The 23,345-nt window shown below is 67.3% G+C and carries 14 protein-coding genes and 1 pseudogene; 8 read left to right on the forward strand and 7 right to left on the reverse strand.

Annotated elements, in window-relative coordinates; genetic code table 11:
* Positions 1–14 precede the first annotated feature (14 nt).
* The 3 genes from asnB to kynR form a co-directional block, all read right to left on the reverse strand.
* Complete coding sequence (gene asnB, locus ACYAF3_RS26375; protein ID WP_003105325.1) at positions 15–1,847, reverse strand: asparagine synthase (glutamine-hydrolyzing); 1,833 nt, start codon at positions 1,845–1,847, stop codon at positions 15–17.
* Between the two features lie 87 nt (positions 1,848–1,934).
* Positions 1,935–3,209 carry an aromatic ring-hydroxylating oxygenase subunit alpha gene (locus tag ACYAF3_RS26380; RefSeq protein ID WP_003142518.1) on the reverse strand — a complete coding sequence of 425 codons (1,275 nt, stop codon included), beginning with the start codon at positions 3,207–3,209 and terminating at the stop codon, positions 1,935–1,937.
* A 201-nt stretch (positions 3,210–3,410) separates the two neighbouring features.
* Positions 3,411–3,887, reverse strand: a complete 477-nt coding sequence (kynR, locus tag ACYAF3_RS26385; RefSeq protein WP_003088777.1) for a kynurenine pathway transcriptional regulator KynR — start codon at positions 3,885–3,887, stop codon at positions 3,411–3,413.
* A 132-nt stretch (positions 3,888–4,019) separates the two neighbouring features.
* On the opposite strand from kynR, the gene kynB reads away from it, so the two are divergent.
* The 5 genes from kynB to ACYAF3_RS26410 all read left to right on the forward strand — a co-directional run bounded on the left by kynB (position 4,020) and on the right by ACYAF3_RS26410 (position 11,581).
* On the forward strand, positions 4,020–4,661 hold the full coding sequence (kynB, locus tag ACYAF3_RS26390) for a kynurenine formamidase KynB (RefSeq protein WP_003114853.1): 642 nt from the start codon (positions 4,020–4,022) through the stop codon (positions 4,659–4,661).
* A 3-nt stretch (positions 4,662–4,664) separates the two neighbouring features.
* Positions 4,665–5,915, forward strand: coding sequence for a kynureninase (gene kynU / locus ACYAF3_RS26395; protein ID WP_017002113.1), 1,251 nt, complete (start codon positions 4,665–4,667; stop codon positions 5,913–5,915).
* Positions 5,916–6,070: 155 nt separating this feature from the next.
* A complete protein-coding gene (locus ACYAF3_RS26400; protein WP_023131113.1) occupies positions 6,071–7,477 on the forward strand; it encodes an amino acid permease in 1,407 nt (468 codons plus the stop codon).
* A gap of 285 nt (positions 7,478–7,762) precedes the next feature.
* Positions 7,763–9,637, forward strand: coding sequence for a (7S,10S)-hydroperoxide diol synthase (locus ACYAF3_RS26405; RefSeq protein ID WP_003114856.1), 1,875 nt, complete (start codon positions 7,763–7,765; stop codon positions 9,635–9,637).
* 39 nt (positions 9,638–9,676) lie between these two features.
* Positions 9,677–11,581, forward strand: a complete 1,905-nt coding sequence (locus tag ACYAF3_RS26410; protein ID WP_016253490.1) for a 10S-dioxygenase — start codon at positions 9,677–9,679, stop codon at positions 11,579–11,581.
* 36 nt (positions 11,582–11,617) lie between these two features.
* Here ACYAF3_RS26410 and ACYAF3_RS26415 read toward each other — a convergent pair whose 3' ends face one another.
* Positions 11,618–12,520: a LysR family transcriptional regulator gene (locus tag ACYAF3_RS26415; RefSeq protein ID WP_003139628.1), complete on the reverse strand. Its 903-nt coding sequence runs from the start codon at positions 12,518–12,520 to the stop codon at positions 11,618–11,620.
* A gap of 513 nt (positions 12,521–13,033) precedes the next feature.
* Here ACYAF3_RS26415 and ACYAF3_RS26420 point away from each other — a divergent pair.
* Both ACYAF3_RS26420 and ACYAF3_RS26425 read left to right on the forward strand, forming a co-directional pair.
* Positions 13,034–13,243, forward strand: coding sequence for a hypothetical protein (locus ACYAF3_RS26420; RefSeq protein ID WP_003088759.1), 210 nt, complete (start codon positions 13,034–13,036; stop codon positions 13,241–13,243).
* Positions 13,244–13,419: 176 nt separating this feature from the next.
* Entirely contained in the window at positions 13,420–15,081 is a 1,662-nt protein-coding gene (locus ACYAF3_RS26425) for a hypothetical protein (protein ID WP_023129894.1), read from the forward strand.
* Positions 15,082–15,109: 28 nt separating this feature from the next.
* Here ACYAF3_RS26425 and ACYAF3_RS26430 read toward each other — a convergent pair.
* The 3 genes and pseudogenes from ACYAF3_RS26430 to fusA all read right to left on the reverse strand — a co-directional run.
* A pseudogene (locus ACYAF3_RS26430) lies at positions 15,110–15,313 on the reverse strand (nitrilase-related carbon-nitrogen hydrolase); the annotation flags it as partial.
* A gap of 160 nt (positions 15,314–15,473) precedes the next feature.
* Positions 15,474–18,068, reverse strand: a complete 2,595-nt coding sequence (locus ACYAF3_RS26435; protein WP_023112977.1) for a bifunctional diguanylate cyclase/phosphodiesterase — start codon at positions 18,066–18,068, stop codon at positions 15,474–15,476.
* Between the two features lie 171 nt (positions 18,069–18,239).
* The gene (gene fusA, locus ACYAF3_RS26440; RefSeq protein WP_003118529.1) at positions 18,240–20,348 is read right to left on the reverse strand and encodes an elongation factor G; all 2,109 of its coding nucleotides are present in this window, start codon (positions 20,346–20,348) and stop codon (positions 18,240–18,242) included.
* A 275-nt stretch (positions 20,349–20,623) separates the two neighbouring features.
* On the opposite strand from fusA, the gene ACYAF3_RS26445 reads away from it, so the two are divergent.
* Positions 20,624–23,266 carry a TonB-dependent receptor gene (locus ACYAF3_RS26445; protein WP_105579258.1) on the forward strand — a complete coding sequence of 881 codons (2,643 nt, stop codon included), beginning with the start codon at positions 20,624–20,626 and terminating at the stop codon, positions 23,264–23,266.
* Positions 23,267–23,345 lie beyond the last annotated feature (79 nt).

Consider the following 23,345-nt stretch of genomic DNA (forward strand, 5'->3'; position numbering starts at 1 on the left):
GAAGAAAGTGCCGCTCAGAGGCTGATGTCGACCCCATGGCGGGTCAGCCAGCGGTCCAGGTTCAGCAGGTAGGCCAGGCCGGCGGTCGGGCTCGCCGAGGCACGCGGGCTGGGCAGCGGCGTGCCCTGTTCGAGAGCCTGGCGGACCCGCCCGGCGTCCACCAGTTCGAACAGCGGCGAGCGGCCGTCGTCGAGCAGGCGGCCGACCCGCTCGCGCAGCAGCGCCAGGTAACGTGGGTCGGGGTTGGCCGGGAAACCGCTCTTGCGCCGCTCCAGGATCGCCTGCGGCAGGTGCCCGCGCAGGGCCCGGCGCAGCAGGCTCTTGCTTTCCCCGGCGACGCTCTTCAGCGCCCAGGGCAGGTTCCATACGTACTCCACCAGGCGGTGGTCGCAGAACGGCACGCGCACTTCCAGGCCGACCGCCATGCTCATCCGGTCCTTGCGTTCGAGCATCGCCGGCAGCCAGCGGCTCAGCGCCAGGTAGGCGACCTCGCGCTGGCGTCGCTGGGCGGCATCCTCGCCATCCAGCCGCGGCACTTCGGCGAGGGCCTCGCGGTAGCGCGCCCGGATGTATTCCGGCGCCGCCACCCGTTCGGCGACCTCCCGCCGCAGCAGTTGCCAGGGCCCGCTCTTGCCGGCCAGCCAGGGGAAGCCGTCGTGTGCGAGGGCGCTCGGGTCGTGGAAGAACGGGTAGCCGCCGAACACCTCGTCGGCCGACTCGCCCGACAGTGCCACCGTGGTGTGCTCGCGGACCTGGCGGAACAGCAGGTAGAGCGAGGCGTCCAGCTCGCCCCAGCCGGGCAGGTCGCGGGCCTGGAGCACCGCCTCGTCCTGTTCCAGCACCTCTTCCGGGGCGACCAGCACGGTACGGTGCGGCGTACCGAGGAAGTTCGCCGCCAGCTGCGCATAGGGTTCGTCCCAGCTGCTTTGCCAGGGCGTCGGGACGAAGCCGCGGCCTTCGCCGGGGAAGTCCACGGAGAAGGTCGGCAGGCGCCGCGCGTCGCCATCCAGCGCGGCCACCGCGAAGGCACTGATGGCGCTGGAGTCGAGCCCGCCGGAAAGCAGGCTGCCCAGCGGGACGTCGGCCACCAGTTGCTCGGCCACTGCCTCGCGGAGCAACTGGCCGGCGCGTTCGGCGCTGTCCTCGGCACCCTCTTCGTGACGTTCCGCGCGCAGCGCCCAGTAGACCAACTCGCGCACACCATTGCGGTCGAAGCGCAGCGCCTGGCCCGGCCGGACCTGGCGCAGGCCCTTGTACAGGCCGTGGCCGGGAGTCGGCGCGGTGGTCAGGGCGAACAGCTCGGCGATGCCGCTGGCGTCGAGCACCGGGTTGGCCTCGGGGTTGGCGAAGATCGCCTTGGGTTCCGAGGCGAACAGCACGCCTCCGGCGGTCGGGTAGTAGTACAGCGGCTTGACCCCGAAGCGATCGCGCACCAGCCACAGGCTCTGCTCGCGCTCGTCCCACAGGGCGAAGCCGTAGATGCCGCGGAGCCGGGCGAAGGAAGCCTCGCCCCATTGCAGATAGGCGCGCAGCACCACTTCGGTGTCCGAGCGGGTGCGGAAGACCTGGCCCAGCGTCTCCAGCTCGGCGCGCAGCTCGCGGAAGTTGTAGACCTCGCCGCTGTAGGTCAGCGCCACCCGCCCGCCCGCCTCGGCAAGCATCGGCTGGGCGCCGTTCTCCAGGTCGATGATCGCCAGGCGCCGATGGCCGAGCAGCGCGTGCCGCGACAGCCACAGGCCTTCGGCGTCCGGCCCGCGCGGGGCCAGGGTACGGGTCATGCGTTCGAGGATGCTGCGCTGCTCGCCGAGGTCGCGGCTCCAGTCGGTCCAGCCGGTGATTCCACACATGGATGACGTTCCTTGCAGTGACCCTTTATTCCCCGCGTAGCCAGGGCGGCGCGCAGGGATCTGCAGGGAGCGATGGTTGAAGACGGCTCAGACGGCCACGGCGAGACGCCGCAGGGCGGCGGGCTGCTGCCCGAGCCGGCGGCTCCATTCGCGCCAGAAGCCGCGGTTCTGTTCCTCGTCGACGTGGCGGCGGGTTGCCGGTCCCATGCCGCGGGAGAAATCGCTGTAGCCGAGGGCGGCGTGGGCGTAGGCGCGCTGACAGGATTCGAGGATCTCGACGTCGTCGGGGGTGCCGAAACCGCCCGGGCCAATGAACGAGATCAACCCATTGATCCGCGCCGCCCGCTCCTCGCGGGTCTCATCGGCGAAGCCGGCGCCCCATACGGTGACGCTGACCTCATCGGCGGCAGTCGGGAAGAACGAGCGGATGTTCAGGCCGAGGATGTCGTTGATCACCAGGTTGGGAAAGATGAACAGGCTTTTGTTGGTGTGGGCGATGTCCTCCGCCCGCGCCTGCCCGAAGCGTTCCACCAGGCGTTCGAACTTGGCGGCGATGGACGGCTTGAGCGCTTCCGGGAACAGCGGGCTCCAGTAGGCGATCGGCCGTCCGGTGGACGGCGGGCCGCTGATGATCAGCGCGTGGCCGTTGCCCAGCGCCTCGCCGCGACCGTGGCGCTTGTGCGACTCCGGATCGGTGCCGAGGGTATTCAGGTATTCCAGGTAGCGCTTGTGGGCGAACGGCAGGTGGTAGGCGTCCACGCCGTTTTCCGCGAGCAGCTTCCAGTTGGCCTTGATCGAATGCTCGAAGCCGCCGGGGATGATCTCCAGTTCCGCCTCGGACTGGTCGCAGATCAGGTCGATATAGTCCTTCGCCTGGCCCAGGTAGGTTTCCAGGGACGGTTGCCGGGCGGCGTAGTGGATGAACAGGAAGTTGCGGTAGACCGCGTGTTTCACCCGTGTCAGGGACAGCTCCGGATGGCATTGCCCGGCATGCTGGTAGGCGGCCTTGTCCGGCAGGCCGATCAGGCTGCCGTGGCTGTCGTAGGTCCAGCCATGGTAGGGACAGGTGAAACGCTGGCTGTTGCCCTGGCGCTCGGCGCAGACCTTGGCCCCACGGTGCGCGCAGGCGTTCAGGTAGACCGCCGGCTCGCCATCGGCGCGACGCTGGATGATCAGGTTGCGCCCGCCGACGTCGCGGGTGATGAAGTCGCCGGGCTCGCGCAGTTCGCTGAGGTGGGCGGCATACAGCCAGCTGTCGTCGAATATCTCGTGCAGTTCGCGCCGGTGCAGTTCCGCGGAAACATAGGCCTGGCGCCTGACCCGGAAGTAACTTGCGTCGTCGGTCTCGATATATTCACTCACCGCCTAACCTCCGTGTAACGTTGACAACCCGGCAACGGGGACGGAGGAAACCTAGCACGGGGAAAATCAATTCCGGCAGACTATTTATTCATTAGCTAATAACTCGTAACCCCATGAAAAAAGACAAAATAATTATTTCCCTCGACGACTGAAAATTCCTCCCGCTCATTGCACTCATGCTTTTATGAGGGGTCGCCCCGTTCAACTCTTCAGGTTCACCAGGTCGAGCAGGTCGGCACCGGCCTTGATCTCCTGCAGGACGATTTCCGAGCGGATATCGGTGACGCCGGCGGCGCGGTTCAGTTTGTTCACGATGAAGTCCGAATAGTGCTTGAGGTTGCGCGCCCGGACCCGTAGCACATAGTTGGTGGCGCCGGTCACCACATAGGCGGTGACCACCTCCGGCCAGTCCCGGACCCTGGCGATGAACGCCTCGTGCCAACCCTCGACGTCCTGGCGCAGCGACACATGGACGATGGCTTCCAGCTCCACGCCCAGTCGCTCGGCATCCAGTTCCACCGAGTAGCCGCGGATGATCCCCTCGCTTTCCAGCAGGCGCAGCCGGCGCAGGCAGGCGGATGGCGAGAGGGAGACCTTCTCCGCCAGGTCCTGGTTGCTCATCCGCCCGTCCTGCTGCAGGTGACGGAGAATGCGCAGATCGATGGCGTCCAGGGACATGTGCAATTCCTATCAGAATGAATAGCTATCTTCGAATTTTGTGCGAATAGATTGCCATGCGACCTTGCATTTCGCACGAAAATTCTCCGAAATCTCGTTCATTATCATTCGCTGGACTTCCGGAGAAAAACAATGACTTCGCTCCGCTACTGGGACATCAGTCCCGCCCTCGACCCGAACACGCCGACCTGGCCCGGCGACACGCCGTTCCAGCAGGAATGGGCGGCGCGGCTGGACGAGCAGTGCCCGGTCAACGTCGGCCGGATCACCCTTTCGCCGCATACCGGCGCCCACGTCGACGGCCCCCTGCACTACCGCGCCGACGGCCTGCCCATCGGCCAGGTGCCGCTGGACATCTACATGGGACCGTGCCGGGTGATCCACTGTATCGGCGCTAACCCGCTGGTGACCCCCGAACACCTCGCCGGCCAGCTCGACGACCTGCCCTCGCGGGTGCTGCTACGGACCTTCGAACGGGTCCCGGCGAACTGGCCGGAAGGCTTCTGCGCTATCGCTCCGGCCACCATCGAGTGCCTCGCCGAGCGCGGCGTCAGGCTGGTCGGCATCGACACCCCGTCGCTCGACCCCCAGCACTCCAAGACCCTCGACGCCCACCACGCGGTGGGCCGCCACGGCATGGCGATCCTCGAAGGCGTGGTCCTCGACGACGTGCCCGCCGGCGACTACGAACTACTCGCCCTGCCGCTGAAATTCACCCACCTCGATGCCAGCCCGGTGCGTGCCGTGCTGCGCGCCCTGCCTACCGCGGAGTAACCGATGACCACTCGTGACGACTGCCTGGCGCTCGACGCCGGCGATCCCCTGGCCGACCTGCGCCAACTGTTCGCCCTGCCCGACGGCGTGATCTACCTCGACGGCAACTCCCTCGGCGCCCGCCCCCGGGCCGCCGTGGAGCGCGCCGCCGAAGTGGTCGCCGCGGAATGGGGCGAGGGGCTCATCCGCAGCTGGAACAGCGCCGACTGGCGCGGCCTGCCGGAGCGCCTCGGCGACAAGCTGGCGCCCCTGATCGGCGCGCGCGCCGGCGAAGTGGTGATCACCGACACCACATCGATCAACCTGTTCAAGGTGCTCAGCGCCGCCCTGCGGATCCAGGAAGAAGACGCGCCAGGGCGCAAGGTGATCGTTTCCGAATCGAGCAACTTCCCCACTGATCTGTACATCGCCGAGGGCCTTACCGACATGCTCCAGCGCGGCTACCGGCTACGCCTGATAGATGACCCGGAGCAACTGCCGGCGGCGATCGACGCGGATACCGCGGTGGTGATGCTCAGCCATGTCAACTACAAGACCGGCTACCTGCACGACATGCGCGAGGTCACCCGCCTGGTCCACGAAAACGGCGCCCTGGCGATCTGGGACCTGGCCCACTCGGCCGGCGCGCTGCCGCTGGACCTGCACGCGGCCGACGCCGACTACGCCATCGGCTGCACCTACAAGTACCTCAACGGCGGCCCCGGCTCGCCGGCCTACGTGTGGGTCGCGCCGCGCCTGCGCGAGCGTGTCTGGCAACCGCTGTCCGGCTGGTTCGGTCATTCCCGCCAGTTCGCCATGGAGCCGCGCTACCAGCCCGGCGAAGGCATCACCCGGTTCCTCTGCGGCACCCAGCCGATCACCTCGCTGGCCCTGGTCGAATGCGGCCTGGATATCTTCGCCCGGACCGACATGCAGCGCCTGCGCGACAAGTCGCTGGCCCTCGCCGATCTGTTCATCGAATTGGTGGAAAGCCGTTGCGAACGCTTCGGCCTGACCCTCGTGACCCCGCGCGAGCATGCCCGGCGCGGCAGCCATGTCAGCTTCGAGCATGCCCAGGGCTACGCCATCGTCCAGGCTCTGATCGACCGGGGGGTAATCGGCGACTACCGCGAGCCGGGCATCCTGCGCTTCGGCTTCACCCCGCTGTACACCCGCTTCGTCGAGGTCTGGGATGCGGTGCAGGCGTTGCTGGAAATCCTCCAGAGCGAAGCCTGGAAAGAGCCGCGCTACCAGGTCCGGCACAAGGTGACCTGAGTCCCGCCCGCGCGGACCGCGCCGGTATTCCCGGGGCGGCCCGCGAGCACCCACCGCTCTCGCGCACAGGAGCCCGCGACCGGCACCCGCACATCGCCACCGACGTTCCCTCGGCAATTCATAAGAACCCCAATAAGATTCCAGAGGACATCCAGATGAACGACCCCCAGGGCTTCGAGGCCATCTCGCGCCGCGAACAGGGCCTGCAACGGCGGCTCTCGGCCGCGCAGATGAGCATGATCGCCATCGGCGGCGCCATCGGCACCGGCCTGTTCATGGGCAGCGCCTTCGCCATCGGTTTCGCCGGCCCCAGCGTCCTGCTCAGCTACGCCATCGGCGCGCTGATCACCCTGCTGCTGATGGGCTGCCTGGCGGAAATGACCGTGGCCCATGCCACCCCCGGCTCGTTCGGCGCCTTCGCCGAGCACTACGTCGGCCCGCTGGCCGGGTTCCTGGTGCGCTACGCCTATTGGGCGGCCATCGTCCTGGCGGTGGGCACCGAGGTCACGGCGGTGGCCATGTACATGAAGTACTGGTTCGCCGATATCCCGGAATGGGTCTGGATCATCTCCTTCTCGACCCTGCTGATCGGCCTGAACGCCAGCAGCGTGAAAGCTTTCGGCAACTTCGAATACTGCTTCTCGACACTGAAGATCGCCGCCATCGTCGCCTTCATCCTGCTCGGCGCCTACCTGGTGTTCGGCTCCGCCAACCCGGCCTACGGCGTGCACAACTACAGCGCCCACGGCGGCTTCTTCCCGCACGGCCTGAAAGGCATGTGGATCGCCGTGGTGGTGTCGATCTTCAGTTATCTCAGCGTGGAGATGATCGCGGTCGCCGCCGCCGAGGCCGAGCATCCGGAACAGGCGGTGAAGTCGGCGTTCCGCTCGACCATCGTGCGCCTGGTGGTGTTCTACCTGCTGACCCTGGCGCTGATGCTCGCCATCGTCCCCTGGGACCAGGCCGGGCAGAGCCAGAGCCCGTTCGTCACGGTGATGCAGGCGATCGGCCTGCCCGGCGCCACCGGAGTGATGAACTTCGTGGTGCTGGTGGCCGCGCTGTCGGCGATGAACAGCCAGCTCTACATCACCACCCGGATGATGTTCAGCCTGTCGCGCGCGGGGCACGCGCCGAAGGGCCTCGGCGAACTGAGCCGCCAGGGCGTGCCGCTGAACGCGCTGCTGCTGTCGAGCGTCGGTATCGCCCTGGCGACCCTGCTCAACCTGGTCTACCCCGAGCAGTCCTTCACCCTGATGATGGCGGTGTCGATGTTCGGCGCCCTCTTCACCTGGCTGATGATCTTCTTCACCCACCTCTGCTTCCGCCGCCACCGCGCCCGCCACGGCGGCGCGCCGCTGGCCTTCCGCATGCGCCTGGCGCCCTGGTCGACATTGCTCGGCCTGGCGCTGATGGCGGCGATCCTGGTCACCACCTTCTTCACCGAGGCGTTCCGCATGACCCTGGTCTTCGGCGTGCCGTTCCTCGCGCTGCTCAGCGCACTCTACCTGGTCTTCGTCCGCAAGCCCGGCAGGGATTGTCCGATAGAACGGGCAACGCCCTAGGCGCTCTCCGCCCTGCGAACCTGGCGCGCACGGCGAAGCCCGACCGGCGCGCCCTTTCCGGACCGGGCGGTTCCGTTTCCCATACCTTTTCCGTCGCACAAAAAGCATTACCCGCCGGCCGCCGCGACTCCGTAGCGTAGTGCCCAACCGGACGTTCCGGCCCGCGGCGCGCCGCGGCCGGCGCGCTCCCGTCAGGGACGAAGTGGCGGCACGCCCAGCCATCGAGCGCACTGCATCGCTCTGCCCTGTGGGGACGCAGACGTCGTCAGCCATGAGGGGAACACGATGCATCCGACCTTTTCGCGGGTCCTGCTGGCCGCCGCACTGGCCGCCGCCGGCAGCCCTGCCGTCGCCACCGAAATCCAGCTCGAGCAAGGCTGGAACGCCGAGCAACGCGCCTCCTGGTACGACGCCTCGCTCGGTTCGCGGCTGCTGCCGCTGGCCTGGGCCCAGGCGCTGGAACGTCCGGACAGCGAGGAACGCCTGTTCTCCGAAGACAACGCCCGGCGCCTCGGCTTTCCCCTGCGCAACTGGCAAGGCGGCGAACTGCGCCTGCCGCGCGGCTTCGCCCTCGACCAGCAGGACGACAGCCAGTTCTCCGACACCCGCCTGCGCTGGAAAGCCCGCCAGTCGTCCAGCGAACCCTGGGTCGGGCTGAATTGCGCCGGCTGCCACTCCACCGACATCAGTTACCGCGGCAGCGAACTGACCGTCGACGCCGGCGCCACCCTGGCCAACGTCCAGGCGATCTTCGACGAAGTGCTCGCCGCGCTGCGCCGCACCAGCGACGACGGCGACAAGTTCGCGCGCTTCGCCGGCAACGTCCTCGGCAGCGAGGACAGCCCGGCCAACCGCGAGCTGCTGAAGGCCGCCCTGGTCAAACGCGCGGCGCTGATCGACACCCTGCTGAGCATGTCCGCGACCGACCTGCAACCCGGCCCGGGGCGCCTCGACGCCACCGGCCAGTCACTCAACCGCGCGGCAATCAACTCCGGCGCCCGCCATCTGCAAGCGAACCCGACCGACGCGCCGACCAGCTTCCCGGCACTGTGGCACACGTTGCAGATGGACAAGCTGCAATCCAGCGGATTCGTGCCCAACGTCAAGGTCCTCGACCTCAACGGCCAGGTCTTCGACCTCGGCTACCTGGCCGGCGACATCGGCGTGGTCCAGGGCGACTACGGCGACGTGGTCAGCCATCCGCTGTCCGGCCTGGAGGGCTATATATCGAGCATCCGCGTGGACAACCTGACCCGTGTCGAGGGCCTGATCCACAAGCTCAAGGCGCCGGCCTGGCCGAGCCAGCTGTTCGGCGCCCCGGACAGCGCCAGGCTGGCCCAGGGCAAGCGCCTCTACGAGGAGAACTGCGCGGCCTGCCATGCGAGCATCGGCCGCGACGACCTGCAAACCCCGATCAAGGTCCGCCAGGTGCGCCTGAAGGCCCATGGCGACGACGCGCCGATCGGCACCGACCCGTGGATGGCCTGCAACACCTTCACCTTCAGCAGCCCCAGCGGCAACTACTTCGGCCTGTTCCGACCGTCCCTCGGCACCCCCAGCGGCGTCGGCATCGTCGGGCGGACTTCGAAGATCGCCGACATGCAGGTCCCCGAGGTGTTCCAGATCATGCTCGGCAAGAAAGGCCAGCTGGCCGACGGCATCGCCGAGATCATCCACGCCATCGTCACCGGGCAGCAGACCCTGCCCGGCTCCGACAGCCTGCAAGCGGTGCCCGCCGGACAATTGCTGCTGGCCGGCGCCGCCCCTGCCGACAGCCAGGCGCAGAGCCTCGCCGCCGGCGAAGTCCCCACCGACAAGAGTGCGCGCAAGGACTACTGCCTGAATACCGAGCATCCATTCCTCGGCTACATCGCTCGCCCGCTGAACGGCATCTGGGCCACCGCACCCTACCTGCACAACGGTTCGGTGCCGTCGCTGTACGACCTGCTGCTGCCCCAGGAGCAACGGCCGGCCACCTTCTACACCGGCAGCCACGAGTTCGATCCGAGCCGGGTCGGCTACCTCACCGCGCCCGGCCCGGACAACGCCTTCCTTTTCGACACCCACCTGGAAGGCAACTCCAACGCCGGCCACGACTTCGCCCGCGAGTACGACGAAAGCCAGCGCCTGGCGCTGCTCGAATACCTCAAGACCCTGTGAGCCGGCCCCGCCCACATGCCCAATAGAGAGAACCGCCCGATGACCCTATCGCGACTCAGCCTTGCCATCCTTTCCGTCCTCGCCGGTGCCCCGGCATTCGCCGACGACAGCGGCGTCGACCTCGACCAGGGCTGGAACCAGACCCAGAAGACCGCCTGGCTGGAAGCCGGCCAGGGCTCGCGGATGCTGCCGCTGGCCTGGCTGGTGGCGCTGGAGCAGCGCGCCAGCGAAGAACCGCTGATGTCCGATGCGCTGATCCGCCAGTACGGCTATGTCCCGCACACCCTCGGCGGTTCCAGCGTGAAGGTGGTGCAGGGCTACGCGGTCGACCGCAGCGACGACAGCGACCTGACCTTCACCAAGCTGCGCTGGAAAGCCCTGCAGGGCTCCAGGGAACCCTGGGTCGGACCGACCTGCAGCATGTGCCACACTTCGCACATCAGCTACCAGGGCACCCAGCTGACCGTCTACGGCGGGCAGACCATGGGCGACCTCGCCGGCTTCCAGCTGGAGATCCTCGGCGCCCTGCAGAGCACCCGCGCCGACACCGCCAAGTTCGAGCGCTTCGCCCGCAAGGTGCTCGGCGCCGATGGCCTGGTCAGCGGCTACAACGACGCCAACAAGGCACGCCTGCAGGCAGCCCTGGACGCCACCATCGTGCGCCTGCGCGACGGCTCGCACTTCAACCTGCCGCACGATCCCGAGTTCGGCCCGGGCCGCCTGGACGCCATCGGTTCGATCTTCAACTCGGTGGGCTACGAACTGCATGCCGACGAGCAGATCTACGGCGCCGAGGACGCCCCCGTGAGCTATCCGTTCCTGTGGAACGTACCGCAGCTGGACCGCGTACAGTGGACCGGCTTCAACCCGAACCACATCAACGTGGTCGAGATCGACAACCGCAAGTTCGACGTCGGCGCCCTGGCGCGCAACGCCGGCGAGGCGGTCGGGGTATTCGCCGACGTCAAGGTGCTCAGCCCGATCCAGTCGGCGCTGCACATCGGCTACCCGTCGAGCATCAACGTCGACAACCTGATCCGCATCGAAGACCAGCTCGGCCAACTGAAGCCGCCGGCCTGGCCGAACCAGCTGTTCGGCGCCCCGGAGCCGACCAGGGTCGCCGAGGGCCGCGAGCTGTACCGGCAACATTGCTCCAGCTGCCACACGCCGCTGGACCGCAACGACCTGCGGACCCCGGTGAAGACCGTGCTCACCCACCTGCAGGCGCGCGGCGAGGTCGCGCCGATCGGCACCGACCCGTGGACCGCCTGCAACAGCATCGCCCAACTGAAGACCGGCTACGTGCGCGGCAAGCCCTACCTGTCCTTCGTCGGCACCGGCCAACGCGGTTTCTACGGCAAGCAGGCCTATGCGGTGGACGTGCTCCAGGAAGTGGTGGTCCAGGCCCTGGCCGCGCGCGGCCTGAGCGTCGCCCTGGGTGCCTTCCAGACCGCCGCCCTGGGCATCTTCGACGGGCAGTTGCCGCCGCTGATCAGTCCGGTGCCGGACAGCCCCGACGCCGACAGCGCCGAAGCGACCGCCGCGGACGCGCCAGGCGCCCTGCTCCTGGCCGAAAACGTCGCGGCCGGCAGCGACAAGGCCCGGCGCCTGGAGCAGTGCCTGGCGATGACCAGCGACCTGATGGCCTACAAGGCGCGCCCGCTGAACGGTATCTGGGCCAGCCCGCCCTACCTGCACAACGGCTCGGTGGCGACCCTCTACGACCTGCTGCTGCCGCCGGACCTGCGGCCGCGGACCTTCTATACCGGCAGCGTCGAGTTCGACCCGGTCAACGTCGGCTACATCACCGATGCCGGCGGCGCCAACCGCTTCCTCTTCGACAGCGGCAAGCCGGGCAACGCCAATGGCGGCCACGACTACGGCAACGCGCAGTTCAACGAGCAGCAGCGCCGCGCCCTGGTCGAGTACATGAAGACCCTCTGAAGCCCCTCGCGCGGCCGGCGCTCCCGGCCGCGTCCCTCAACCGGCGGCGACCCGCCGCGCGGTCTCGACGAAGCATTCGAACTGGGTGTCGCTGGCGCGAAGCCGCGAAGTCGGCGACACCGCCAGCCCCACCGGCAGGCGGAAGCCTTCGTTGACCGCCGCCGGCAGAGCGGTGAAGGCCACCCCCGGATAGGCGAACTTGGTCAGCGACAACGGCAGGAAGGCGAAGCCGTCGCCGCTGGCGACCTGGGCCAGGAGAATGCTCAGGTCGTTCGGCCGCACGCTGCGCCGGGGCGCGAAGGCAGCGGCATCCATCGCATCGTTCATGAACTGGCTGTAGGCGGGAAACAGCGAGTCCTTCGGTACCAGCAGCGGCTCGCCGATCAGGTCGTTCAGCGACCAGTCGGGCGCCAGTCGCCGGTGCAGGGTTTCCGACAGGGCGATGACGTGCTCGTAGCTGCCGATCTCCATCAACTCGTATTCACGCACCACCTTCGGCGGCGCGCCGATGATCGCCGCGTCCAGGGACGACTCGCGGACCAGGCTGAGCAGGTCCAGCGATGGCGCCCAGGATGGCGAAACGGCGCTGCACACCCGCGCTTCCTTCAGTTGCCGGGCCAGCTCGCCGGACCAGCCGGGATCGAGGTAGCGACTGAAACCGATGTGCAACTGGCGGTCGTCGCCGTCGCCGATGTCGCGGGTCAGCGCCTTGGCCTCGGCGATGATCTTCACCGCGCGGCAATGCACCACCCTGCCCACCTCGGTCAGGCTCACCCCGGCCGGACCGCGGACGAACAGCGCCTCGCCGATGTGCACTTCGAGCGCCTGGATCTGCCGCGACAGCGACGGCTGCGAAACGTGCAGCACCTCGGCGGCCTGGCCGATGCTGCCGTACTCGGCGACACAGGCGAAATACATCAGCTGGCGCAACGAAGGCATCGCCTTCGACCAGTTGATGATCGGGAAACTGGCATCGGTCACGGACATTGCGTACATACCCCTCGCTGGCAACACGGGTCGGATCGGCACGGACAGGGAAACCCCGGGACGGCGCGACGAGCGACCGCCGGCCGCCTTCATCCGAAAGCCGTTTCGCGGCAGAAGAACGAAAGATAGGTAGCGGAGATGACAGGAAGCGCGACGTTCGGGTCCGGGACGCTCTTCATGGACGGCGTCTTGTTCCCGCGCCGCCAGTATAGCCAGGCGGCATGGGAAACTGGCCATGCGGCGCGCCACCACCGCGGGCCACCCTCGCCGTTCGGATAGGTCCCCTTGCCAGGTCGGTCCGAAGCTGCCGGGGGCTATCGAAAGCGCTGCGCCGTGGGCACCGGCCACGAACGCAGGCCACCTCGTCGGCAGCGGCTGAACCGCTTCGTCTTTTCGTGAACCGCTTCCGTGTCGGCGGAGCGCCAGGGGGTCTACGCTGAGTTTTTCAGGATCAGGAGTACCGCCATGCTGGATCACGACCTGACTGTCGCCCTGCTCTGCCGTCTCAACCAGAACCAGAGTGCCCTCGGCATGGCCCTGGAGGAGCTGGCGATCTGGGCGAAGCGCCATGAAGGCGGCGAAACCTACGATGTCGTCATGAACCACCTGCAGACCCTGGAGCGCAACGCCGACTTCGTCGCCGAGGCCATCGTCGTCCTGATGGCGGATCGCTGAAGCGCGCCGGACCCGTACGAGCGGACGAGCCTGCGCGGTGCGCTGGGCACGGCACGCAGTAAAATCTTCAAGATTTTTCTTACAAGGCAATAGGACTCGTCCAAGTTACCTCGCCCATAGCTCCCGGTACCCTCGCCCGTTACACCTTCCAAGCACCAACGGGATCTCCAGGGCTTATGCTTCTTCGAACCATCAGTGTGGAAACTGCCGAGCAGACGGAACTGAATGCGGCCTTGTTGTGTGGTTTCGCCATTCCCGCCAGCGACCGCAACTTCATCGCCTACAGCCTCAACGAACAGGTCGACGAAAACGACTCGCGCGTCTACATCGCCTCCCTGTTCAAGACCGACGACGGCTTCCGCCTGGGCCGTCTCGACACCGACGAGGCCTGCGAGGCGGCCATCCAGGTGTTCCGCCAACTGGTCCGCGAAGCCACCACCGGCAACCGCCGGACCAGCGATCTGGCCTACCACCTCATCGACCTGCAGGACGCGGCCATCGCCCCCTCGCGGCGGGAAGAACACCGCTCCCTGGTGCTCGAACGCGAATGGGTGATGAAGCTCGTCACCTTCGAGTCCCCCCATGGCTACGGCCCCGCCCTGGATGGCGAGGAACCCTGCGCGGAAGTCCCACCGCTCGTCCAGGAGGCCCTTTTCGAAGACGCCGCTCCCGATGTCCTCGCCGAAGACGATGCGGACGAGACCACGGACGGGCCGGCGGAGCCCATCGACGAGCCCGAGGCGGCGGAAGACGAAACCGTCACCGAGGCCGGATGCGTCGAGCCCGAGCCGCGGCCGGAGGCGGAAACGGCAGCGCCCGAGGGTGGGGCGCCAGCCGAGTTCCCGGCGAAAGCGGAGCAGTCCGCCAAGGTAGCGGATGCCGAGGCCATCGGCGCCTTCGTCGACAACGCCAGTCATCTTCGCGAGGAGCTTGCCGACCTGGCGCAGATGCTCCACCCCGCGCTGCACGCCGCCGACGCCACGGGCAGCGCCAACCTTCCGTCTCCAGACGCCGCCGAGGAATCCTCCATGCCCCCGAGCCCCTCCCCCCTCGCCGCACCCGCGCCGGAACCGGTATCGGCCAGGGTCCCCAGCCTGTCGCTGCGCCTCCGGGTGCCGCCCGCACGCCTGGCCGGCGCCGAGGGCGGGGCCAACGCCAGAGAGGCGCCCACCCAGGCCGCCGCCGTCATTCGCCAACCCGAGGATGAAGCCCACGTGGATACGGATACCGCGCTCGATATCGGCAACGATACCGAGCATCTGCTACAGGACGTGCAGGGCACCCTGGCCGACCTCGCCGGCATGGCCCAGCAACTGAGCCAGCAGAAGCAGGAAGCGCTCAAGCAGCAGGAGTCGCTGGAGTCGCTCCAGACGCAACTGCACGAGAAGGAGCGGCAATTGCAGGAAAAGGAAAAGCAGCTCCGGCAGTGGCACAAGCGCCTGCAGGACGACCGCCAGGCGCTGGAGCGGGAAACCGAGCAGAGCAACCGTCTCCTCGCCGAGCGCAGCGCGGCCCTGCAACAACTCGCGGAAAGCGTCGAAGCCCGCGAGCGCAGCAGCGCGCGGCGAGCCGAAGTACTGCAGATCGAGCAGGAACGCCTCGAAGAGTTGCGCAGCCAGCAGAACCTGCGCCAGGCCGAACTGGAAAAGCGCGAAGCCAGCGTCCAGCAGCGCAGCCTGGAACTCGGCGAGCGCTTCAAGAAGCTGGAAAGCGCCCGCGAGAAGCTGGCGCAGATCGTCAAGGGTTTCAACGAGACCGTACAGTTCAATACCGCTCTGCACGCCATCAGTCATACCGGGTTGAAGCGCCAGGAAGAGAGCGCAGCCGAACTGGAATAAGGTTCTCCTCCGGCAAAAGGGCGCGGCGCCGATACTGGCCCGCGCCCTTTTTCATTCGCCCAGCTGCGCCTGGCCGCTCGCCCTCGGGACGCGGTGCCGCCGGCCAGTTCACCGGTGCGCAGAGCAGTTGTGCGCCGGACAGCGCCGGCAGGCGCACCCATTCGGGAAACTCCAGGTCGTAGCAGACCATCACCGCGATTCGCCCGAAGCGGGTAGCGACCACCGGCGCTGGCCCTGGCACAAGGCCATGGGAAGGACGGAGTGTCGGCAAGCGAAGACGGGAAGGGAATCAGTCAGGTCAAATAATCAGTTCAGCATTTTCTGAACCATACGCAGGGCGATCGCTGAACCGAGGGCCGCCGAGGCACCGCGTGCGCCCTTCTGACGCCCGCTCAAGGCCGGCGCGCAGCATGGCCTTCGGCGGAAACCTGGGGCGCCTGGGTCTGCCCCGCCTCGCGCTCCAGCAGATCGCGCAGGCGCTGCGCATCCAGCGGCCGGCTGAGCAGGAACCCTTGCAGTTCGTGGCATTGCTCGTCGCGCAGGATGTGCATCTGCCCTTCGGTCTCCACGCCCTCGGCGGTGACCCGCAGGTTCAGGGCGTTGCCGAGATTGATGATGGCCTGCACGATCGAACGGTCGCGCCCGGTCTTCTCCATGCTGGCGACGAAGCGCTTGTCGATCTTGATGCTGTCGAAGGGATAGGTGCGCAGGTAGCCGAGCGAGGAATAGCCGGTACCGAAGTCGTCCATGTTGAGGCGGACGCCCAGCTCCTTGAGGGCCGTCATGGTCCGCAGCGCGCCATCGACATCGTTGAGCATGACGTTCTCGGTGACTTCCAGCTCCAGCCGGCGAGCATCCAGGCGGGCCAGGCGCAGGGCCTCGCGCACCTGCCAGACGATATCGCCGGTCATGAACTGCGCCGGCGACACGTTCACCGAGACCATCACCTCGCCTGGCCAGCTGGCGGCGGTGGCGCAGGCCTCGCGCAGCACCCAGTTGCCGATCTGTACGATCAGGTCGCTTTCTTCCGCCAGGCCGATGAACTCGTCCGGGCCGATCAGCCCGCGGCGCGGATGGTTCCAGCGGATCAACGCCTCCGCCGAGGCGATCGTCTGTTCCTGCGCCAGGAAACGCGGCTGGTAGTACAACTCGAACTCGCCGTTCTGCAAGGCGGCGCGCAACTCGGTCTCGCGCAGCTTCTTCTCGGCGAGATGGGAGTCCATGGCTTCCAAGTAGAAACGCCAGGTATTGCGCCCCGCGGCCTTGGCCTCGTACATCGCCACGTCGGCGCAACGCAGCAGGCCGCGCGGATCGCCGCCGTGCTCCGGCGCCAGGGCCACGCCGATGCTGGCGCCGACATGGAAGCTGTGCCCTTCGTAGGCGACCTCGCGGTTGATCACGTCGATCAGCCGGCTACAGAACTTCTCGATTTCCAGCTTCGACGACACGTGGGTACTGACCACCACGAACTCGTCGCCGCCGAGCCGGGCAACCATGTCCTGGTCGCGGGTCGAGGCGCGCAGCCGTTCGGCGATGGCGTAGAGCACCGCATCGCCGGCGGGATGGCCGTGCTGGTCGTTGATCGGCTTGAAGCGGTCGAGGTCGAGCATCAGTACCGCTACCGGCGACTTGCCAGCCTTTTCCGCCAGCAGGCGTTCGAGGAACTGGAACAGCTTGTTGCGGTTCGGCAGGCCGGTCAGGGCATCGTGCAGGGACAGATGCTGGATCTTCGCATGGGCTTCGACCTCGTCGGTGATGTCGGCCGCCGTGCCGCGATAGCCGCTGGCGACGCCGTTGCGGATCGCGCTGGCGCTCAGCTTGCCGACCCGCGCCTGGCCCTGGCTGTCGCGGAAAGCGCAGACCAGGCTGGACGGCGCACCGGCATCGGGCAGCCCTTCCAGCCACTTGACGATGTTCACCGTATCGCTATCCAGCAACTCGTCCAGCCGCCGCCCGATCCAGGCCTCCGGCTGGTAGCCGGTGACGTCGCGGAAGCGCACGGAGAGATAGGTGAAGACGAAATGCCCGTCGACTTCCCAGATCCAGTCCGAGGCCGCCTCGGCTATCGACTTGAAACGTTCCTCGCTGGCCAGCAGGGCCTGGTTGCTGCGTTTCAGGACCTTCTGCTGGCGATCCACCGCGCGGGCGTTGAGCACGGCGCTGCGGCTCAGCCAGAACAGCAGCCCGGCGGCGAGCACGAAGATTCCCAGCAGCGGCAACGCGGTCTCCCGCAGCATGGCGCTACCCGGACGCGACGACACCCAGGCCAGGCGATGGGGAGTGCCCTCCAGGGCAAGGCTTTCCTTGTCGCCCGCCGCGCCGCCGGCCAGCAGGTGCAGGTTGGCGATGCCGTAGTCGCCGCCGAGCTTGGCCAGCTTCACCGGGGTCAGCCGGTCGACGAAGACCATCACCGAGGCCTTGGCCAGGTCGATGGGCGCATGATCGCTGGTGGGCTTGATCGCCGAGGCGACCAGGATCGCCGGTGCGCCGTCGAAGTCGACGTAGCGGCTGATCGCCGCCTCGTCCACCGCGGCGCGGCGGGCGGCGCTGAGGATGTCTCCGGCATCGGCGCCCAGCGAGTCGGCCAGCGAGCGTTCGGAAAGCTCGCCCTCGAGCATGGCGTAGCGAGTGCCACGGTCGTCGATGACGAAGACGCCGTCGTAGCCATTGGTGGTGTAGAGCACCGAGCCGAGGTTGTTCTTGGTGAAGGCCCAGTCCACGTCGACCCGGTTTCCCAGATAGACGTAGGCGTCGGTCCAGAAGGAATAGGTGGTGGAGAACTGCTCGGAATTTTCCCGGCGATTCTGCAGCGCCTTTTCCACGTAGAAATGGCTCTGCTCGATGGCGATGTCGTCCTGGTGCCTGGCGATGTGCAGGATCGCCCAGCCGCATGCACCGAGGGCGAGGAAAAGGGCGGCCAGGAACATTAGGAGATGCTTGGAGACCTGGGAGACTGCGGTACCGCTGGCAATCGCTGAAGCAAGCATCGATTCGCCATCCTTGTGACCGTATAGGTGCGGGCCTTGGTCACTGTCTTATAGTTAAGCATCCAGGGGGCGTCAAAAACCCCGCTTGGCAAGCGCATCGGCGCCGAAGATGCGGCTGCCGCTCCCGCAAAGGCGCGCGCCGCCGCTGGCCTCGGCGGCGCGCGGCGGCTCTCAGCGGCCCTGCCTGGCGACGATCGCCTCGGCCACGCTGGCCGGTACCTCGGCATAGCGAACGAACTCCATCGAGTAGCTCGCGCGCCCCTGGGACATCGAGCGCACGTCGGTGGCATAGCCGAACATTTCGCCCAGCGGGACCTCGGCACGGATCACCTTGCCCGCCGGGGTATCCTCCATGCCCTGGATCAGGCCACGCCGGCGGTTGAGGTCGCCCATCACATCGCCCATGTAGTCCTCCGGGGTCACCACCTCGACCTTCATCACCGGCTCCAGGAGCACCGCTCCGCCCTTCTGCGAGAGTTGCTTGGTGGCCATCGAGGCGGCGATCTTGAACGCCATCTCGCTGGAGTCGACGTCATGGTAGGAGCCGTCGTACACCGTCGCCTTCAGGCCGATCAGCGGGTAGCCGGCGAGCACGCCGTTCTGCATCTGGTCCTCGATGCCCTTCTGGATCGCCGGGATGAATTCGCGGGGAATCACCCCGCCGACCACCTCGTTGTGGAACTCCAGGCCTTCCTGCCCCTCATCGGCCGGAGCGAAGCGGATCCAGCAATGGCCGAACTGGCCGCGGCCGCCGGACTGGCGGACGAACTTGCCCTCGATCTCGCAGGTGTTGCGGATGGTCTCGCGATAGGCCACCTGCGGCTTGCCGATATTGGCTTCGACGCCGAACTCGCGGCGCATGCGGTCGACGATGATGTCCAGGTGCAACTCGCCCATCCCGGAAATGATGGTTTGCGCGGTCTCCTCGTCGGTCTTCACGCGGAACGACGGGTCTTCCTGGGCCAGCTTGCTCAGGGCGATGCCCATCTTCTCCTGGTCGGCCTTGGTCTTCGGTTCCACCGCCACCGAGATCACCGGATCGGGGAAGTCCATGCGTTCGAGGATGATCGGCTTGTCGATGGCGCACAGGGTGTCGCCGGTGGTCACGTCCTTCATGCCGATCAGCGCGGCGATGTCGCCGGCGCGCACTTCCTTGATCTCGTCGCGCTGGTTGGCGTGCATCTGCACCATCCGCCCGACCCGCTCCTTCTTGCCTTTCACCGAGTTGAGCACCGCGTCGCCGGAAGTCAGCACCCCGGAATACACGCGGGCGAAGGTCAGGGTGCCGACGAAGGGGTCGGTGGCGATCTTGAACGCCAGCGCCGAGAAAGGCTCGTCGTCGTCCGCATGGCGCTCGTCGTGCTTCTCTTCGTCGTCCGGGTCGGTGCCCCTGATCGCCGGGATTTCCGACGGAGCCGGGAGATAGTCGATCACCGCGTCGAGCACCAGCGGCACGCCCTTGTTCTTGAACGAGGAGCCGAGCACCGCCGGTACGATCTGGTTGGCCAGGGTCCGCTGGCGCAGCCCGGCCTTGATCTCCTCGATGCTCAGTTCCTCGCCTTCCAGATACTTGTTCATCAGTTCGTCGTTGGCCTCGGCGGCGGCCTCGACCATGTGCGCCCGCCACTCCTCGGCCAGCGCCCGCAGCTCCGCCGGGATCTCCTCCTCGCGGTAGCTGGTGCCCTGGTCGGCATCGTTCCAGTAGATGGCCTTCATCTTCACCAGGTCGATCTGCCCGCTGAAGTTTTCCTCCGCGCCGATCGCCAACTGGATCGGCACCGGGACATGGCCCAGGCGTTGCTTGATCTGCGCGACCACGCGGAGGAAATCGGCGCCCTGGCGATCCATTTTGTTGACGTAGGCCAGGCGCGGCACATGGTACTTGTTGGCCTGGCGCCAGACCGTCTCGGACTGCGGCTCGACTCCGTCGGCGCCGCTGAACACCACCACCGCGCCATCGAGCACGCGCAGCGAGCGCTCCACCTCGATGGTGAAGTCGACGTGGCCGGGGGTGTCGATGATGTTGAAGCGATAGCGGTGCGGGAACTGCTTGGTCGAGCCCTGCCAGAAGGCCGTGGTCGCCGCCGAGGTGATGGTGATGCCGCGCTCCTGCTCCTGGACCATCCAGTCCATGGTCGCCGCGCCGTCATGGACCTCGCCCATCTTGTGGTTGACGCCGGTGTAGAAGAGGATCCGCTCGGTCGTCGTGGTCTTGCCGGCGTCGACGTGGGCGACGATGCCGATGTTGCGATAAAGCTCGATGGGAGTGGTGCGAGCCATGATCTGCCCCTTGGGTGCTGCCCTGGATGATGGGAACGACTGCTGAAAGAAAAATGTAGCTGAAGAAAGGACGCCGCAGCACCGCCGCGACGCCTGCTTTTCGACCTCGGCAGAGGGGACTGGTTCTGCCGCTCCGGCCCGCCGACGAAAGGCGCGACGGCAGGGCTTGTTCCCAGCGGACATAAACTCATGGCGCAAAGGTCTAAGCCGTCCCTGGAAAATCCCCCGGCTCGACGGACATCCCTGGACACACCGGAACAAGGGATGCCCCGACCATGCACCGATCGCTCCACACCGACGCGCCGCTGGGCGCCGCCCTGCTGCTGGCCCTGCAGCTCGCTCCCGGCAGCGCCGCCGCGGCGGAGGAACAGGCGCCTGTCGACCCGCCCACGGTCCAGTTGCAACGAATCGAGGTGACCGGCAGCGCGATCCGCCGGGTCGATGCGGAAACCGCGGTGCCGATCAGCGTCCTGCGCGCCGAGGAGCTGCGCCAACAGGGCGTGACCAGCACCGAGGAACTGATCGGCCGGCTTTCCGGCAACCAGGGCGTATACAACTCCAGTCGCTCGGTCGGCAGCGCCACCGGCGGCGCCTCGTTCGCCGACCTGCGCGGAATCGGCGCGAACAAGACCCTGGTGCTGCTCAACGGCCGGCGCCTGGCGAACAATGCCATCGACGGCTCCGCGGTGGATCTCAACACCATTCCCTTCGCCGCCATCGACCGGGTCGAGGTGCTGCGCGACGGCGCCTCCGCGCTGTACGGCACCGATGCCATCGGCGGGGTGATCAACTTCATCACCCGCAAGAGCCTGAACGAAGGCCGCTTCGACAGCGGCTACGCCTCCCCCACCCACGACGGCGGCGGCAACCAGCGCAACGTCAGCGCTAGCTGGGGCTTCGGCGAGCTGGAGGAGGATCGCTTCAATGTCTTCGCGGTGGCCAACTACGACAAGCAGGAGCGCCTCGGCGCCAAGGACCGTGGCTACACCTACAACTACCAGCCGGGACGCGGCCTCGACTACAGTTCCGGAACCGCCTTCCCCGGCAACTGGAGCCAGGGCGCCAACGCCAGCAATCCGCTGGCCGCGCGCGGTTGCAAGGGCGCCGACCTGATTCCGCGCAACGGCATCTGCCGGCAGAGCCTGTGGCGCTACCTCGACCTGGTGCCGGAAACCGAGAAGACCTCGGTGTTCAGCCGCGCCACCGGCAAGCTGGCCGACGAGCACAACGTCAGCCTGGAGTACTTCTGGTCGCGCAACGACAACGCTACCCAGGTCGGCCCAGGGACCCTCACCGGCCTGCAGATCGATCCCGGCACCGCCTTCTATCCCGGCAACGGCATCACTCCCGGTCCCGGCGGCTTCGTCCTCGACCCGAGCCGGCCGGTGGAGGTCAACTGGCGGCAGAGCGTGCTCGGGCCGCGCCTGCAATCCTCGCAGAACACCGGCCAGCGCCTGCTGCTCGGCTTCGACGGCCAGTTCGCCGGCTGGGACTACGATATCGGCGCCTCGTACAACCAGAACAAGGTGGTCGACCATATCCACAGCGGCTACGTCGATGATCGCGCCGCCGCCCTCGGCATCGCCAACGGGACGCTGAACCCGTTCGGGCCGCAGACCGACGCCGGCCTCGCCTACCTCGGCAGCCATGCCCTGAGCGGCGACTTCCGTACCTCGGTCGGCCGCGTCAAGGGCCTGGACGCCCGCGCCAGCCGGGAGATCGGCGACTGGTTCGGCGCCGGGCCGGCGGCCCTGGCGCTGGGCGGCGAGTTCCGCAAGGAAGCGTTCCACCAGGACATCCAGGACTTCGCCGGCAACGTGCAGAGCCTCGGCGTCGATCCCGCCGCCACGGTCAGCGGCGAGCGCAACCTGAAGGCGCAGTACGCCGAACTCAACGTGCCGGTGCTGGACAGCCTGGAACTCAGCGCGGCGATCCGCCACGACAAGTACAGCGACTTCGGCAGCACCAGCAACCCGAAATATTCGTTCCGCTTCCAGCCGTTCCGCCAGTTGGTCCTGCGCGGCGCCTACAGCGAAGGTTTCCGTGCGCCGTCGCTGTACGAACTGTACAACCCGACCTTCACCACCTATACCAGCGCCAACTACGACGACCCGCGCCTGTGCGCCGGCGGCCAGCCGAGCCAGGGCGGCATCGCCAACCGCGACTGCGCCCAGCAGTTCTACAACGCCACCGGCGGCAATACCGACCTGCGACCGGAAACCGCGCGCAACGTTACCCTGGGCCTGGTCTACCAGCCGCTGCGCGACCTTTCCGTCGGCCTGGACTTCTGGTGGATCAGGATCGCCAACCAGATCGCCGAGTTTCCCGAAGCGGCGATCTTCGCCGACCCGCAGGCCTACGCCGGACGCATCGTGCGCAAGGCCGACGGCTCGATCGATCACGTCGTCACCGGACTGGCCAACCTCGGCAAGGTAAAGACCAGCGGCGTCGACCTGAGCCTCGATTATCGTTTCCCGGCCAGCCGCTACGGGCAGTTCGGGCTCGACCTGCAAGGCACCTACGTGTCCCGCTACGACTTCCAGCAGCAGATCGGCGGCCAGTACCTGGACAACGTCGGCGACTTCCAGGGCGTCGGCGTGATCGCCCGCTGGAAGCACGTCGCCAACGCCACCTGGAGCCGCGACGCCTGGCAGGCCACCCTGAGCAACCGCTACACCAGCGGCTACAACGACTACGACCGCGCCAGCCACGGCAAGGTCGGCTCGTGGAACCTCTGGGACCTGGCCGGCAGCTACCGCCTCAGCCACGCGCTGGGGCTGACCCTCGGGGTGAAGAACCTGTTCGACCGCGAACCGCCGTTCAGCAACCAGACCTACACCTTCCAGAGCGGCTACGACCCGCGCTACACCGATCCCTACGGGCGCATCCTGTTCGGCCGCCTCAGCTACAGCTTCTGATGCCGGCGCGGGCGCCCGGCCGGTATGGCCGGCAAGCCCGTCGACGGCTGTCCAGCTACCAGATCCGGTAGCCCTGCCA

The organism is Pseudomonas sp. TZ252 (assembly GCF_056110345.1).